This is a genomic window from Allobosea sp. LC85, assembly GCF_000735605.1.
GTDB lineage: Bacteria > Pseudomonadota > Alphaproteobacteria > Rhizobiales > Beijerinckiaceae > Allobosea.
The window spans coordinates 12231-28173 of the sequence record NZ_JPKG01000054.1; the positions used below are offsets into that span (position 1 = coordinate 12231).

15 protein-coding genes are annotated in these 15943 nt (G+C 65.6%); 2 read left to right on the forward strand and 13 right to left on the reverse strand.

Going from position 1 to position 15943, the window contains the following annotated elements:
• Window positions 1-97: 97 nt before the first annotated feature.
• Window positions 98-2344, forward strand: coding sequence for a DNA topoisomerase IV subunit A (gene parC, locus FG93_RS23500; RefSeq protein WP_043239234.1), 2247 nt, complete (start codon window positions 98-100; stop codon window positions 2342-2344).
• A 273-nt stretch (window positions 2345-2617) separates the two neighbouring features.
• Here parC and FG93_RS23505 read toward each other — a convergent pair whose 3' ends face one another.
• From FG93_RS23505 to hemB, 13 genes are all read right to left on the reverse strand, one after another.
• Window positions 2618-3223, reverse strand: a complete 606-nt coding sequence (locus tag FG93_RS23505; RefSeq protein ID WP_043239235.1) for an outer membrane protein — start codon at window positions 3221-3223, stop codon at window positions 2618-2620.
• A gap of 207 nt (window positions 3224-3430) precedes the next feature.
• The gene (locus FG93_RS31385; RefSeq protein WP_161783870.1) at window positions 3431-4423 is read right to left on the reverse strand and encodes a DUF2336 domain-containing protein; all 993 of its coding nucleotides are present in this window, start codon (window positions 4421-4423) and stop codon (window positions 3431-3433) included.
• A 330-nt stretch (window positions 4424-4753) separates the two neighbouring features.
• Entirely contained in the window at window positions 4754-5149 is a 396-nt protein-coding gene (locus FG93_RS31390) for a TadE/TadG family type IV pilus assembly protein (protein WP_052514102.1), read from the reverse strand.
• Between the two features lies 1 nt (window position 5150).
• A complete protein-coding gene (locus tag FG93_RS23520) occupies window positions 5151-5594 on the reverse strand; it encodes a TadE/TadG family type IV pilus assembly protein (RefSeq protein ID WP_052514103.1) in 444 nt (147 codons plus the stop codon).
• Entirely contained in the window at window positions 5591-6877 is a 1287-nt protein-coding gene (locus FG93_RS23525; protein ID WP_244448709.1) for a pilus assembly protein TadG-related protein, read from the reverse strand. The genes FG93_RS23520 and FG93_RS23525 overlap by 4 nt, the downstream gene beginning before the upstream one ends.
• Window positions 6878-7185: 308 nt before the next feature.
• Complete coding sequence (locus FG93_RS23530; RefSeq protein WP_052514104.1) at window positions 7186-8385, reverse strand: UxaA family hydrolase; 1200 nt, start codon at window positions 8383-8385, stop codon at window positions 7186-7188.
• Entirely contained in the window at window positions 8382-8699 is a 318-nt protein-coding gene (locus tag FG93_RS23535; protein WP_043239237.1) for a UxaA family hydrolase, read from the reverse strand. The genes FG93_RS23530 and FG93_RS23535 overlap by 4 nt, the downstream gene beginning before the upstream one ends.
• Before the next feature lie 66 nt (window positions 8700-8765).
• Entirely contained in the window at window positions 8766-9416 is a 651-nt protein-coding gene (locus FG93_RS23540) for an RraA family protein (RefSeq protein WP_043239240.1), read from the reverse strand.
• 142 nt (window positions 9417-9558) lie between these two features.
• A complete protein-coding gene (locus tag FG93_RS23545; RefSeq protein WP_043239241.1) occupies window positions 9559-10314 on the reverse strand; it encodes an arginyltransferase in 756 nt (251 codons plus the stop codon).
• A 76-nt stretch (window positions 10315-10390) separates the two neighbouring features.
• Window positions 10391-10861: an RDD family protein gene (locus FG93_RS23550; RefSeq protein ID WP_043239244.1), complete on the reverse strand. Its 471-nt coding sequence runs from the start codon at window positions 10859-10861 to the stop codon at window positions 10391-10393.
• A 68-nt stretch (window positions 10862-10929) separates the two neighbouring features.
• Window positions 10930-12174, reverse strand: coding sequence for a threonine ammonia-lyase (locus tag FG93_RS23555; protein WP_043239245.1), 1245 nt, complete (start codon window positions 12172-12174; stop codon window positions 10930-10932).
• 14 nt (window positions 12175-12188) lie between these two features.
• A complete protein-coding gene (locus FG93_RS23560; protein ID WP_043239246.1) occupies window positions 12189-13520 on the reverse strand; it encodes a branched-chain amino acid ABC transporter permease in 1332 nt (443 codons plus the stop codon).
• 111 nt (window positions 13521-13631) lie between these two features.
• Window positions 13632-14705: a porphobilinogen synthase gene (hemB, locus tag FG93_RS23565; protein WP_043239247.1), complete on the reverse strand. Its 1074-nt coding sequence runs from the start codon at window positions 14703-14705 to the stop codon at window positions 13632-13634.
• A 180-nt stretch (window positions 14706-14885) separates the two neighbouring features.
• Between hemB and FG93_RS23570 the strand changes: the two genes are divergently transcribed.
• Window positions 14886-15941, forward strand: a complete 1056-nt coding sequence (locus tag FG93_RS23570) for an enoyl-CoA hydratase/isomerase family protein (RefSeq protein WP_043239250.1) — start codon at window positions 14886-14888, stop codon at window positions 15939-15941.
• Window positions 15942-15943 lie beyond the last annotated feature (2 nt).

The window sequence follows — 15943 nt, forward strand, 5'->3', positions numbered from 1 at the left end:
GCTTTGCGCGGCTTGCATCGGGCCGGCATCGTCATAGGAAGTGATTCGCGGCCGGCGCTTCCCGGCGGCCGCGGCGTAGATCGAGGTTGAGTGACACATGGGAAAACCGGTCGAGCCGCCACCGGAGGACGAGACCGAGCGCATCGATCTGAAATCGGCGCTCGAGGAGCGCTATCTCGCCTATGCGCTGTCCACCATCATGCACCGTGCCCTGCCGGACGCGCGTGACGGCCTGAAGCCCGTCCATCGCCGCATCCTGCATGCGATGCGCCTGCTGCGCCTCGACCCCGGCCAGGTGCACAAGAAATGCGCCCGCATCGTCGGCGACGTCATCGGCAAGTTCCACCCGCATGGCGACCAGTCGGTCTATGACGCGCTGGTGCGCCTCGCGCAGGATTTCGCCCAGCGTTACCCGCTCGTCGACGGCCAGGGCAACTTTGGCAATATCGACGGCGATAACGCCGCCGCCTACCGCTACACCGAAGCGCGCATGACCGAGGTCGCGCGCCTCCTGCTCGACGGCATCGAGGAGGACGCGGTCGATTTCCGCGAGACCTATAACGGCGAGGACGAGGAGCCGATCGTCCTGCCGGCGGCTTTCCCCAACCTGCTGGCCAATGGCTCGCAGGGCATCGCGGTCGGCATGGCGACCTCGATCCCGCCGCATAACGCAGCCGAACTCTGCGATGCCGCGCTCTATTTGATCCAGCATCCGGAGACCACCTCCGAGCAGCTCATGACCTTCGTGCCCGGGCCGGATTTCCCGACCGGCGGCATCATCGTCGAGAGCCGGGCCTCGATGGCCGAGACCTATCGCACCGGGCGCGGCGCCTTCCGCACCCGGGCGCGCTGGCATGTCGAGGACCAGGGCCGCGGCACCTGGCTCGCTGTCGTCACCGAGATCCCCTACATGGTCTCGAAGGGCCGGCTGATCGAGAAGATCGCCGAGCTGCTGAACGAGCGGAAGCTGCCGCTGGTCGCGGACCTGCGCGACGAGTCGGCGGAGGACATCCGCGTCGTCATCGAGCCGCGCAGCCGCGCCGTCGATGCCAATCTGATGATGGAATCGCTGTTCAAGCTCACCGAGCTAGAATCGCGCATTTCGATGAACATGAACGTGCTGACCGGCGGGCTGGTGCCCCGCGTGCTCGGCCTCAACGAGGCCCTGCGCGCCTGGCTCGACCATCGCCGCGAGGTGCTGCTGCGCCGCTCGCGCTTCCGCCTCGGCCAGATCGAGAAGCGGCTCGAGATCCTGCGCGGCCTGCTGATCGTCTATCTCGACCTCGACCGGGTCATCAAGATCATCCGCGAGGAGGACGAGCCGAAGCTCGAGCTGATGCGCTATTTCGAGCTCAGCGAGGTCCAGGCCAACGCGATCCTCGACACGCGCCTGCGCGCCCTGCGCAAGCTCGAGGAGATGCAGCTCAAGACCGAACTCGACGAGCTGACCACCGAGAAGGGCCAGATCGAAGGCTTGCTGGCCTCCGAGGCGACGCAGTGGAAGACCATTTCCTGGGACATCCGCGAGGTGAAGAAGCTCTTCGGCCCGGAAACCGCGATCGGCAAGCGCCGCACCGATTTCGCCGACATGCCGGAGACGACCGATATCGACCTGACGCAGGCGATGGTCGAGCGCGAGCCGATCACCGTCGTCGTCTCCAAGAAGGGCTGGATCAGGGCGCTGAAGGGCCATGTCCAGGATCTCTCGACCCTGTCCTTCAAGGGCGATGACGCGCTGCAGCTCGGCTTCCACACCGAGACCACGGCGAAGCTGCTGGTCCTGGCCTCGAACGGCAAGGTCTTCACGCTGGAGGCTTCCAAGCTGCCGGGCGGCCGCGGCTTCGGCGATCCCATCCGCCTGATGATCGAGCTGGAGGAGGCGGCCGACATCGTCTCTGCCTTCCCCTACCGGCCCGGCCTCAAGCTCCTGATGGTGACGACGGATGGGCGCGGCTTCGTCGCTCCCAGCGACGATGTCGTGGCCAACACCCGCAAGGGCCGCCAGGTGCTCAACGTCAGCGATCCGGTCAAGGCACTGCTCGCCGTCCCGGCCGAGGGCGATCATGTCGCGATCATCGGCGAGAACCGCAAGCTGCTCTGCTTCCCGCTCTCCGAGGTCGCGGAGATGGGGCGCGGCAAGGGCGTGCGCCTGCAGCGCTACAAGGATGGCGGCGTCTCCGATGCCAAGACCTTCAAGCTGGCCGAGGGCCTGACCTGGCTCGACACCTCGAACCGGACCTGGACGGTCGGGGCGGCCGAACTGCTCGAGTGGCTCGGCCACCGTGCGGAATCAGGCCGCCTGCCGCCCAAGGGCTTTGCGAAGAACAACAGGTTCGGCGGCTGAGGCACATCTGCCCGGGCTTGAGCCCGGGCATCTGATCCCCTTGACCGCGGTCGCAAGGGCGGACCACTCGCTCGCAAAGCCGCGGTCACAGGCCCTTGGGCCTGCGCATCGCCGTTGCCGAAAGTAACGTATTGTCAACCTGTTGGCCGGACGCCTTGAATCAACGCGGCAGGGCGTTGAATCAGTTTCTCCGGTCCCTGAATCGATCTCTCAGCCCAGGTCAGCCTCGCAGCCCAGGTCGGCAGCCCCGGCCTGTCCGCCGCGAGGAGGGCCCTACCTGATCGCCTGGCCGACCACGCCGACCTCGAGGCCGAGCGTCAGGTTGTTGGTCACGGCCCATTCGACCCCGGCACGCGCCTCCGGCCGAACCGCGATCTCGCTGCGGTTGAACGGCGAGCTGAACGGCGTCGGGCCATAGCGCCAGGTTTCGTTGCCGGCAGCGAGCCCGACCTTGGTGTAGAGCAGCACGTTCTCGGTTGCGAACACGCCGGCCTTGAGCTGGAAGGCGCCGACGACGTCGCGCGTCCAGGCCACCGTGTTGAAGCTCGGCGTGCCGTAGCCGCCGATCGCAGGGGCGTATTCGAGCGCGCCGATGATGCCGTAGACGAAGTCGCCATCGCGCCACATCTTGCCGCCTTCGAGCCCGATCGTCGGGCCGGCCGAGGTGCCGAGCCCCTTCGCGCTGGTGACCTGGAAGCCGGTGGAGATGCGGGCATAGGAGCCTTCCCACTTCACGCCGCCGGGCGCCAGCGTCGGCTCCGACCAGGCGAAGGAGGGCACGGCGGCAAAGCCCGTGAAGGGCAGGTAGGCCTGCGCCTGCGCGGCACCGGCGCTGAGCGCGAGCGCGCAGAGCGCGCCGGAAAGGATCGGTAGTCTCACGTCGAAGGCATCCTCTCGGCCGAACCCCTGTGCTTGAGGCTAGCAGAAGGTCGCGTGAATGTCGCGGATTTGTGGCGGGAACGGCGCCAGGCGCCGCTCGTCCCTCGATCATCGGACCGGATACCGCATCCGGTCCGATGATCTAACCTTTTTGTGTTTGCGTCGGCTTTGCCCCGAAAACCGCAATCCACTGTTCGGGCCGATGCTTTAGCCGATCGTCGTCTTCAGCTTGAGAAAACGCAGCGTCCGCTCGGCGGTGGCGCTGTCGAGACCGGCATAGTTCTTCAGGTCGCCCTCGGCATCGCGCGCGCCGAAGAGCAGCCGCCGCGAGCGCAGCTCCAGCACGGCCTTGAAGGCCTCCGTGCCGAGATTCAGCGAGCGGCAGGTCACGGCGATGCCGCTGACATCGCGCTGGAGCAGGACACGCAGCGCCTGCTCGTTGGTGATGCCCGAGGCCTGCGCGATCACCTCGGCCAGGTGGTAGGCCCGGTCCTCCTCGGCCAGCATCGTCACGATCTCGTCGAGCTCGCGCTTGCCGGCGCCGAGATCGGCGAGCAGGAGTTTTACCTCCAGCCGCTGCTGGCGCGCGCGGCGGGCGAGCGTTGCGGCCTCGTCGGCGGGCTTGGACCAGAGTCCGGCGCCGCCGCTGAGCCCCTCGACGATCTCCAGGACGCGGCTGGCCCGGTTCGGCGTCAGGTCCGAGCGCCTGGCCAGCGCGCCGCCGATCTCGGCATCCTTGCTGCTGCGTTCCAGCAGCGTGTCAAAGCCCTTGTCGGAAAAATGTGCGCCCTCATTGGCGCTGACCGTGTGCAGCACGTTGCGGTCGCCGCGCTGGACGAGAATGTCGGTGACGCTCTCCGAGAGCCGGGCGCGCTCGGCGATCGCCACGAGATGGTACTGCGACTGGCTCACCGCGATCGCGGCGAGGTCGGTGTCGGTCAGCACCGGAGAGAGCTTCAGCACGAGGCGGGCGACTTCGGAATCGGTGTCGCCGGCAAGCGTCACCGCGACCTCATGCGGCAGGCTCGGCACGGCCGCGACCTGGCCGGCATAGGTCTTGCGGGCCTCGTTCTCGAGATGCGGCAGCGAACGCAGCGCGATCTCGCCGTAATGTGCCTTGGAGGGTTCAGTCGGATCCTGGTCGAGCAGGAACAGGTCTGTGACCGCATTGAGCAGCTGCCGGCGTGCCTCCGAGGACATCTCGGAGGGCATCCGTGTCAAGGAACTCAGCATTGGCCCCCCAGATAGGCGTCAGGCAAGAGCCGGCAACCTGCGACGGCCGGGTTTGATTTAGTCTTAAATCCGTCGCGGGTTTTTCCGGAAAGCGAAGAATTTTCGTTGGCGCCATCAACCAGCCTGCCGGGGGCGCATGCCGGTTGGGGATCCCACTCGCGAGCGGACGGGGCGCGCGACAATCTGAAGCCGGACGATCTAAAGAATGGATCCTGATCTCCAATCGGCGGGATGCTGAATCCCCAAGTAGGAGAACGCAGCCTTAGGTCAATTACAGAACAATCATATCTCGATACGTTAAGTAGAAATCAAAGCTGTTTGAGACGATGCGCTCAAATCGATCCTGAGTTCGTCCATAAATGGAATCTGTAGAATGATTGAAATAGGCACGCGAAGCTTCGCAAGAGAGAAACCTGATTGCGTTACCTCGATATTCAATTCGAGTGTCTGGACAGCCATGGTGCCTGTGGTAATTTTGCTTTTGAATATCTGATCAAGCTCGGCGGCGGTCAGTTTCTGGTTTAGTTGAAGTGCCCGTGCGGTGTCATCAATCGCAAATTTCGCCGCGGTCACATTGTAGGTTGCCCAGGCCGTGTAAAATATGCCGAACAAAAACAAGAGAAACACTGGAGCTACGATCGCAAACTCCAGGGCGGACGCTCCACTCTTGTCGGAGAAAAACCGCTTCTGCATATCACCGCGTCCGCACGATCTGTTCGAATTTGACCAATTGGGTCATGTCCAATGAATTGACATCGACTGGAGGCGCCCAGGTTCCGCTCGCACGTATCGTTACAAAGACCGCTGGTTGCTTGCCGTCGGAGCAGAGGTTTGGCGCACTGGCGACAGCGTCAGCGCACTTATACGTCCGTTGCAGCGTCACTTGGGCATCACCCGGACGGCCACTCCAACTTGAGAGAGCCGCAGCCGCAGTCGACGCGTCGTCTGTTGCCCCCTGCATCAAAAAACTTGCGGCAGTATTGGTCGTCGCGCGCATTTGAAGAACGATTGACAGATAGCTGGAGACATCGGCAATGCCTAACGTCACGATCAGCATGACAGGGGCGATGAAGGCGAACTCGACGGCCGAAACGCCTGTTTCCGATCGCCAAAATTTTCGTGCGAGCTGTGGTTTCATTCGACGAGCTTGACGATCTGTGTCGCAGGGATATCGCGGAGTCCCAAGTTGCTACAGTCTTGCTTGATATTGGCGTTGCCGGTCCATTCGATTGACTTTGCGACAAGCTGTGTGCAGCCGCCATTTCCTGAGAAATTTCCTAGAAATTCGACTTTTTGCTTGGCGAAATAGAGCGCCCCGGTCAGCAGCGAGTTCGCTGTTCCATTAAATTTGTTGGTCCCACCGCCGCTTGCTCGGTCGCCGAAAAACAGCACCCCGGAGTAAGCTCCTGTTGTTGGCGCACTGAGCTGGACCGTTGCCGTCCCGTTCATCGTCACCCGCGCATTCCCTGCCAGATAGATCGTGACGTCTGATCCTGAAATATTGGCATTGGAGTTTATGCGGAAATCGCCGCCGCTGATGACGTAGACGCCAGGCTTGAGCTTGACCGTTCCATTGAGCGTCAGACCTGAGCAATAGACGCCTGGCTGGAGAGTTCCACCGTTCGTGGGATTGCATGAACCCGACGTTGACGGAGCGACCAGATCAGCGAAAGGGTCGTAGGCAGGAGCCGCATTTGTCACAGGCCTGGCGCATCGCGTCGTCACCGATCCCGACGTAAGATCAACGCCGCCTGCCGAGATCAGGCAATCAACAGTCATCGTGGCGGAGCCTTGCGTCCTTATGGCGTCTGTGGCGGTCGAATTCGCCATCGCCGAGCATCCGGTCAGGTTTACGCTTGCGCTACCCGACATCAGGACTGTCCGAGATGCGGTCGGATCGAGTGCAAGCATGCACGCGTTTGAATCGACCGCGTAAACTGCAACCGAGCGGCGCGAGACCACGAGAGGCGTTTCGTCAAAGACCTGAGAAAAGAACCGTGGAAGCGTTTGATTTAAGATGACCTCGACGCCCTTTTTTCCCGCATTCGGGCCCGTCGATGGCGGACTGTAGACGGAGATTGTCCCCGTTGCTGCTTCAAATTGGTTTCCCGTCGCGACATCGACAGCCGCGGCTTTCATCTTGGTGGAATCTGAGCCACCGAGCTTTTCGAGAGCTGCCGCATAAGCAGCTGCGTCGGACGCCGACTGCAGATTCAGGCTACGATAATACCAATACCCTGTCTCAACCGCGAGCCCCGCGCTCCCCATGATCAGCGGGAGACTAAGTCCAAATAAGATTGCGATATTACCGCTCTCGTCCGAAGAACGCCGGAGCGGGACGGCGAAAAGACGAGCAAATTGGGTTAGCCGGTTCAGCATGACGAAGGTACCGGTGAAGCGCGAAGGATAGGCTAGGGCCAACCCTTGAGTCATTCGTTACAGATTTTGCAAAAATTTTCGAAGCTCCTGCTCATGGCTCCAGTGGCTGCTCTTGGAGAGCATCAGGGCAACGGAGATGGCTTAGAACATCGGACCGGAAATCGTATCCGGTCCGATGCTCTAACCTTTTGTGTTTGCATCGGCTTTCCCGAAAACCGCAATGCACTTTCCGGGCCGATGCTATAGGCTTCCTTCGTACGACCGGGGGACGCAGAGCTAGGCGAAGCGCGTGGGCGCCGCCCGGCAATTTAAGGTAACCGTGGCCCCATCAGGCTCGAAGCGCCCCCTCGTCACGCCGCCGGCAGGCAGGCGGGTCCGAGCGGCTCGAAGCTTTTGTAGGTCAGGATGAACTCCTGGTGGCCGAGCTCTTCCGATTTGGTGCACCCGCCCGTGGCCAGCGAGATGACGAGGTCGCGGATCTCGCGGCCGACCTCGTCGAGCCCGGCGCGGCCCTCGAGGATCCGCCCGGCATCGACATCCATGTCGTCTTCCATCCGGCGATAGGTTTCCGGGTTCGCGCAGATCTTGACCACCGGCGAGATCGCCGAGCCGACGACCGAGCCGCGGCCGGTGACGAAGAGCACGCAATGCGCGCCGCAGGCGATCAGCTCCGCGATCTCGGCATTGTCGTTGATATTGGGGAAGCCGAAGCGCACTTCGCCATCCGGCACGACATCGAGCAGGTAGAGCCCGCCGTGGGGCGGGATGTCGCCGGGCTTGATCAGGCCCGAGATCGGCGATGCGCCGGATTTGGCATAGGCGCCCATCGATTTTTCCTCGATGGTCGACAATCCGCCCTCGGCATTGCCGGCGGCGAAGGAGCCATAGCCGAGCGTCGCGTAATAACGGGCCGCCTTGGCGACCGATCTTTCCAGCTCCTCGCCCAGCTCGGGCGTGACCGCGCGCGCCGCCATGATGTGCTCGCAGCCGATCAGCTCGCCGGTTTCCTCGAAGATGCAGGCGGCGCCCTCCGAAATCAGCAGGTCGAAGGCGCGCCCGGCCGCAGGGTTGCCGGTGATGCCCGAGGTGCCGTCCGAGCCGCCGCAGACGGTGCCGACGACGAGCTCACTGAGCGCCATCGGCACGGTCTCCTGCTCGTCGAGACGCGCGCGCTCGGCCTCGACCCAGGCGCGACCCTCCTTGATCGAGCTGCGCGTGCCGCCGGTGCCCTGGATGATGATGGTCTTCACCGGCCGGCCGGAGGCCCGCACGACGCGCTCGAGCGCATATTTGTTGAAGCTCTCGCAGCCGAGCGAGATCAGCAGCACGGCCCCGACATTGGGGTGGGTGCAGAGCCGCTCCATCATCTTTTCGGCATAGCCATTGGGGTAGCAGCCGGGAAAGCCGATGACGTGGACGCCGTTCTCGCGCCAGGGCAGGGCGATCTCGCGTGCGACGTGATGCGCGCATTCGACGAGATAGGCGACGGCGACGGTGTTGCGGATGCCCTTGCGCCCGTCGGAGCGGAGATAGCCGCGCATGTCGTTCATTGGACGGCTCCCGCCTTGCGCTCGTCTTCGAGATGATAGGTCGGGGTGTAGTCGCTCTTCATGTTCTGAACATGGACATGCTGGCCGGCCGCGATCGCTTCCGTCGCCACGCCGATCGGCGCCCCGTATTTCAGGATTTTTTCGCCGGCGGCGATCGGCTGGCGCGCGACCTTGTGGGCGAGCGCGATATCGCGGTCGAGCACGGCCGGGCCTGCGCCGGTGTCCACGGTCTCGCCGGCGGCGAGCCGCATCCGCGCGACAAAGACATTGTCGCGCGGATCGAGCAGGATGAGCCGGGGATCGTGCTGAGCCATGGGCTTAAACTCCTCGAGAAGCAGACCGCCTCGCTCCGGGCGGCCGGGGAAACCGGCCGGAATCGATCAAAACTTGCCGAACTGGAGATAGGCTTCCTGGGGGTCGGTGCCGGCGAGGATCGCGGTGCGGACCTTGTTCTCGGCCGAGATCGCCGTCTCGGCCTTCTCCAGCACCTCCTCGATCACCTCGGCGGGAATGCGCACGATGCCGTCGCGATCGCCGAGGATGTAGTCGCCGGGCCGGATCCAGACGGCGCCGATCTTGATCGGCTCGTCGATCGTCTTCGGCATCCAGAAGCCGACGATGTCGCGTGGCGTATAGGCCCGGAAATAGGCCTGGAAGCCCATATCGACCATGAACTCGGTATCGCGCGACAGGCCGTCGATGACGCAGCCGCGCACGCCCTTGTTCTTGAGCGTCTCGGCCGAAAGCTCGCCCATCAGCGCGACCTCGTCGGTATTCGGCTGGCAGACCCAGACATGGCCGGGCTTGGCGCGCGAGAGCAGGCCGGTCCAGCCGAGCAGGGTCTCATGCGCGTCGAAATCCGGATCGGTCTTGCCCTCGACGGTGAAGGCCGGGCCGGCCAGCTTCTGGCCGGGCAGGAGGGGCCTCAGCTCGGGCGGGAACGTGAAATCCTTCAGCCCCATGGCGCGCATGACATCGTGGATGATGCCGGTGTAGCAGCGTTCCAGCCGCTCGGTCAGTTGATCGCTCAAGGCTTCCTCCGTATTGGCACGTTCCTGCGCCGGGGCGCGCCACCATTGCCGCCGCGACGCACTGCCATTGCGGCCAAGGTGCCGGCAGGGAGCATCGGCCGCAAGCGCGTTTTTCGCGCCTCGACGATGCGTTTCAAACGGTTTAACTGTCCGAGTCGACCCGTTCCCAGCCCTGGGGCGAGAGGCGCTCCTGCGGCAGGAAGCGGGCCTTGTAGGCCATCTTGGGCGAGCCATCGACCCAATAGCCGAGATAGACATAGGGCAGGCGAAGCTTGCGGGCCCGCTCGATATGGTCGAGCACCATGAAGGTGCCGAGCGAGCGCTGCTCCAGTGTCGGGTCGAACACCGAATAGACCATCGAGAGCCCGTCATTCAGCCGGTCGGTCAGCGCCATGGCGAAGAGATCGCCGACGCCGCGCCCGGTGAAGCCGCTATCGGGGCCGCGCCGGCGGTATTCGATCAGGTTGGTCTCGACATGCGTGTCCTCGATCATCATCGCGAAATCGAGGGCCGACATCGAGGCCATGCCGCCATCGGGGTGGCGTTCGTCGAGATAGCTGCGGAACAGCGAGTAATGCTCGGAGCGCGGCTCCGGCGGCAGCTCCTCGCCGATCAGGTCGCAATTGCGGGCGAGCACACGCCGGAACCCGCGCGACGGCCGGAAATCGTCGACGCAGACGCGGACGGAGACGCAGGAGCGGCAGGTCTCGCAGGCCGGGCGATAGGCGATGCTCTGCGAGCGGCGGAAACCGCCTTGGGAGAGCACGTCGTTGAGGTCGCGCGCCCGTCCGCCGACAAGGTGGGTGAACACCTTGCGTTCCTCCCGCCCGGGCAGATACGGGCAGGAGGTCGGTGACGTCAGATAGAATTGCGGGGCATCCCGCAACGGGCGCGTCACGTTCGTATCGCTCCGGAAACGACCTGAACCACGAGTGTAGCAGCAGCGCAGCCGGCAACAAGAGTTGCGATGCGGGTCAGGCGCGGACGACGACCAGCCCGGTCAGGATATCGTGGCCGAGCCTGCGGTCATCGCGCACCAGTCCGCAGAGGATATCGAGCACCCAGAGCGCGACCGTGCCCGCCGCGACATAGAACAGCAGGGCATGGACCGCCGCCGCGAGCCCGTCGGGACGCCCGCCATTGACGGTCTCGACCCTGAGACCCGCCATGCGCATGCCCCAGGTCGATTGCTTCGGACCGCCGACGGTCAGCGCCGCATAGCCGAGCGCGGTCGCCACCGTCGCGATCGGCAGGAGCAGCCAGGTCGCGCCGAAGGTGACGAGGCCGAGGAAGATCAGGAGCGCGACCACGAGCCAGCCCAGGATGAACAGGGCGATGATGTCGCCGATCCAGGCGAACAGGCGCGACCCCAGCACGCCGCTGACATTCTGCAGCGGGCGCTGTTCGATCGGCGTGACCGGTTGCTGATAGCTGCGTTCGCTCATCGAAGGTCGAGACCCCTTGTTTCGCGGGCGCGTCCGGTGGTGGTGCGCTCCGCCGCCATAATGTTTGATCAGCGGTCCTGTTCCGCAAGGCCGCGCGGAAAGATACGGCGCGGCTGGAAGCCATTGGCCCGCAGCGCCTCCTCGATGGCGCGCGTATGGCTCTCGCCCCGCGTCTCGACCGTGACATCGAGCGTCACGCCCTTGGCCGGCACGTCGAGGAAGAGCCTGCCATGGCTGACCTCGAGGATGTTGGCGCCGTGCTCGCCGAGCAGGCTCGCGACCTTGCCGAGCAGGCCCGGCCGGTCGCTGGCGGTGAGGCGGAAGGCGGCGATGCGGTCCTCGCGCTCCAGCTCGCGCACCATGATCGCGGCGAGCAGCCTGGTGTCGATATTGCCGCCGCAGAGCACCAAACCGACCTTGCGGCCGCGATAGCGCTCCGGCTCCTTCAGCATCGCGGCGAGCCCGGCGGCGCCGGCGCCCTCGGCCAGCGAATGCTGCAGGCTGGCATAGGCATTGACCGCGCGCTCGATCAGGTCCTCGCCGACCAGGACGATGTCGGACACCAGGCTGGAGACGATCGGCAAGGTCTGCTCGCCGACCGTCTTGACGGCGATGCCTTCGGCCAGCGTCGCGCCGCCGATCGGCCGGTCCTCGCCATTCACGGCATTGTAGAAGGAGGGATAGAGCTCGGCCTCGACGCCGATCAGCTCGATCTCCGGCTTCAGGGCCTTGGCCGCAATGGCGTTGCCGGCCATCAGCCCGCCGCCGCCGAGCGGAATGATCAGCACATCGAGATCGGGCGCATCGGCCAGCATTTCACGCGCGATCGTGCCCTGGCCGGCCATCACGGCCGCGTCGTCATAGGGGTGCACGAAGACCAGGGCTTCGGCCTGCGCCAGTTCGCGGGCGCGCACGGCCGATTCGTAGAGCGTTTCGCCATAGAGCACGACGCGGGCGCCATGGGCCCTGGTGTTCTCGACCTTCACCAGCGGCGTCGTCTCCGGCATCACGATGGTCGCCGGGATGCCGAAGCGGCGCGCGTGATAGGCGACGGCCTGCGCATGGTTGCCGGCGGACATGGCGATGACGCCGCGGGCCTTCTCGGCCTCCGTCAGGCCGAGCAGCTTGTTGACCGCGCCGCGTTCCTTGAAGGAGGCCGTCGCCTGCATGTTCTCGTGCTTGACCAGCACGGTCGCGCCGGTGAGCTCGGACAGGCGCGGCGCCGGTACCAGCGGCGTGCGCAGCACATGCCCCTCGATACGCCGGGCGGCCGCTTCGATATCGGCGGGAGTGATCGAGAAAGGCTCGCTCATGCGTGGAGTTCCGTTCAGACCTGACGAGGCGCAAGCGCGCCCTCGCCGAAGAAGCCGCCGGGGCGCAGGATCAGCACCACGGCGAGCAAGCTATAGACGGCGATGTCGCGCTGTTCGAGCGGCATGGCCGATGACCACAGGACCTCGAAGAGCGCGATGCTGAGGCCGCCGAGGCAGGCCCCGGCGACCGAGCCGATGCCGCCCAGGATCGCGGCGACGAGCGCCTTCAGCCCGAGCGTGAACCCGCCGGCGAAGCCCATGCCGCCATAGATCGCGGTGACGATGACGCCGGCCGCGCCGCAGGCCGCGCAGGCGAGGATCAGCGCCCGGTCATGCACGGCACGCGCGTTGACGCCGAAAAGCGCTGCGGTGCCGGCATCGTCCGAGACCGCGCGCCAGGCCCGCCCGAAGGCGGAATGGCGGATCAGCAGCACGAGCCCGAGCGCGGCACTGAGGCCGCCGGCGGCGAGCGCCAGCCCGACCGGGGTTGCGGTGACGATGAAGCTGCCCGAGCGGGCCAGCGCCCAGGGCTCGTTGAAGACCGGCGGCAGCCAGCGCAGGTCCGGCCCCTGCGCCAGCCGCAGGTACTCCGACAGCGCAATCGCGAGCCCGATCGTCGCGATCAGCATCTGCTGGCCGCTGGCGCGCTCGAGATGGCGCAGCACGAAACGCCCCATGGCGAAGCCGTGGAAGGCCGCGACCAGCATGGCCACGACGAAAGCGACCAGCAGCCCCGAGACCGGCGTCGAGATCGCCGCCGAGACGAGGAGCGCCACGCCGATGACGGCGGCAAGCGCGCCGAGCGCCGCGAATTCGCCGAAGCACAGGATGATCCGCCCGGTCAGGCCATAGATCAGCGCATAGGCCGAGGCGAGCAGCGCGTAGACCGCCGCCGAGGGCAGGGCGCTCAGGCCCTGCTGCAGGGCATAGGCGAGGCCGGCCGGGAGCTGCGGCAGGCCGTCGATGCGGGCCGAGCCCGGATCGGCCGGCGGTTCCTCGCGATTCTCGAGATAGAAGCGCCGGAGCAGGTAGAAGCTGGCATCGTTCATCGGCCGTCCGTCGACCGCGACCCCGAGCAGCGCGCCGCGCTGCAGGCCCGCGCCCTCGCCGGCGAAGAGGCAGTCGATCATGCGCTGGCGGGCCGGGCCGCCGCCGGTCTCGACATGGTAGAGGATGCGCAGGGCATTGGCGCGCGGGCCGGTCGTCGCGCGGTCGATGGTGATGCGCGCGTCCGGCGCGTTGAGCGCCGGAATCGCCTGGCGGCAAAGCCGCGTCTGGTCCGTATCGAAACGCTCGCCGCAGCCGGTCAGCAGCAAGGCCAGGAGAATCGGGAGGAGCGCGCGCATTGCGCGGACGCTAGCGCCAGTTGCGTCGCGTTGATACTCGCTGCGTCGCGCAATTCATCGCTTTGCCAGTCGCCTGTGATGTGATGCGGTGCGCTCCGAGGCGCACGCGCTTCAGCCGTTAATCTTCAGCTTCTCGGCGACGCGTGGCGCGAAATAGCTCAGCACCCCGTCGGCGCCGGCGCGCTTGAAGGCGATCAGGCTCTCCATCATGGCCCTGTCGCCATCGATCCAGCCATTCAGGGCGGCGGCCTGGATCATCGCGTACTCGCCGGAGACCTGATAGGCGAAGGTCGGCACCCGGAAATGGTCCTTCACCCGCGCGATCACGTCGAGATAGGGCATGCCGGGCTTGATCATCACCATGTCGGCGCCCTCTTCGAGATCGAGCGCGACCTCCGCAATGGCCTCGTCCGAATTGGCGGGGTCCATCTGATAGGTGCGCTTGTCGCCGACCAGCGTCGCATTGGTGCCGATCGCGTCCCGGAACGGACCATAGAAGGCCGAGGCGTATTTCGCCGCATAGGCCATGATCTGGACGTCCTCGAAGCCGGCCTCGTCGAGCTCGACCCGGATGGCACCGACGCGGCCGTCCATCATGTCGGAGGGGGCGATGACATCGGCGCCGGCATCGGCCAGCGCCAGCGCCTGCTGCGTCAGGATGCGCACGCTCGCATCGTTCAGGATGCGCTCGCCCGCCATCACGCCGTCATGGCCATGCGAGGTGTAGGGATCGAGCGCGGCGTCGCAGATGATGCCGATCTCGGGCACTGCGGCCTTGATGGCGCGCACGGCACGGCACATCAGGTTGCGCGTGTTCAGCGCCTCCGAGGCCGTGGCGTCGCGCAGCGATTTCTCGACATAGGGGAAAGGCGCGATCGCGGGGATGCCGAGGCTGGCGGCATGGGCGCTCTGGCGCACCGCCTCCTCGATGTTCAGCCGGTCGACGCCCGGCATCCAGGCAACGGCGGAGCGGGCGTCGCTCGAATCCACCAGGAAGATCGGCCAGATCAGGTCGTTCGTGGTCAGGACCGCCTCGCGCACCAGCCGCCGTGACCATTCGGCCTTGCGGTTGCGCCGCATCCGGCGGGTCAGGTCGAGCGAATCCTTGCTGCGCAGGGCGGCCGCCGGCAGATCATCCTGCCGCGACACCGGCGCCGGAAACGGCTTTACAACCCGATGTGCCATGAAATCCTCCGCCGCGTGGGCGCGTTGGCTTGTCCTTTACCGGAGGCTTAGCACATCGGAACCATTCCAAAACAGGGGTGGATGGTCGCAACCTTGCGGTCGAGCCTGCGCAGCGGCGCGCGTTGACAATCGCCCGAGCCCCGGCCCAGAACCTGACCTGTCATCAGGGATCAGCACGGCATGTCGCAGGAACCAGAGATCATTTGCGAAATCCGGGGCGCGGCGGGGGTCGTCATCCTCAACCGCCCCAAGGCGCTGAATGCGCTGAGCCTTGTCATGGTCCGCGAGCTGGCGCGCGCGCTCGATGCCTGGGAGCGCGACCCGCAGGTGACGCGGATCGTGGTGATGGGTGCCGGCGAGAAGGCATTCTGCGCGGGCGGCGACATCCGTTCGTTGCATGATCTCGGCCGCGCCGGCCGTCAGGGCGAGATGCTCGCCTTCTGGGGCGAGGAATACATCCTCAATCACCGCATCAAGCATTATCCCAAGCCCTATATCGCGCTGATCGACGGCATCGTCATGGGCGGCGGCGTCGGGATTTCGCTGCATGGCAGCCACCGCATCGCCGGCGACCGCTACCTCTTCGCCATGCCCGAGGTCGGCATCGGCTTCTTCCCGGATGTCGGCGCGACCTATGCCCTGCCGCGCTTGCCAGGCGCAGCCGGCATCTATCTCGCCTTGACCGGAGACCGTGTCGGGGCAGCGGACGCCCTGGCCATCGGCCTTGCGACCCACGCCGTGCCGAGCAGTCGGATGGCCGAACTCGCCGATGCCCTGACCGGCCGCGGCGCCATCGACGAGATCCTGTCAGGCTTCACCCAGGACCCGGGCCCGCAAAAGCTCGCAGCCGAGCGCGCGACCATCGCCGAATGCTTCGGCGCCTCCGAGCTCGACGGCATCAGGGAGCGGCTGAAGCTGAAGGCCGAATCCGGCGACGCCTTCGCCGGCAAGGCCCTGCAGACGCTTGCCGTCAAATCTCCGACCAGCATCACGATTGCCTTCGAGCAGATGCGCCGCGGCGCGGGGCTCGATTTCGCGGAGGCGATGCGCACCGAGTATCGCATCGTCTCGCGCATTGCCGAGGGGCATGACTTCTATGAAGGCGTGCGGGCGGTGGTGATCGACAAGGATCATGCGCCGCGCTGGCAGCCGGCTACGCTCGAGGCGGTCGATCCGCAGGCGATCGCGCGCTACTTCGCCCCGCTTGGCGCGAACGAACTCGTCCTGGAGCATTGAGC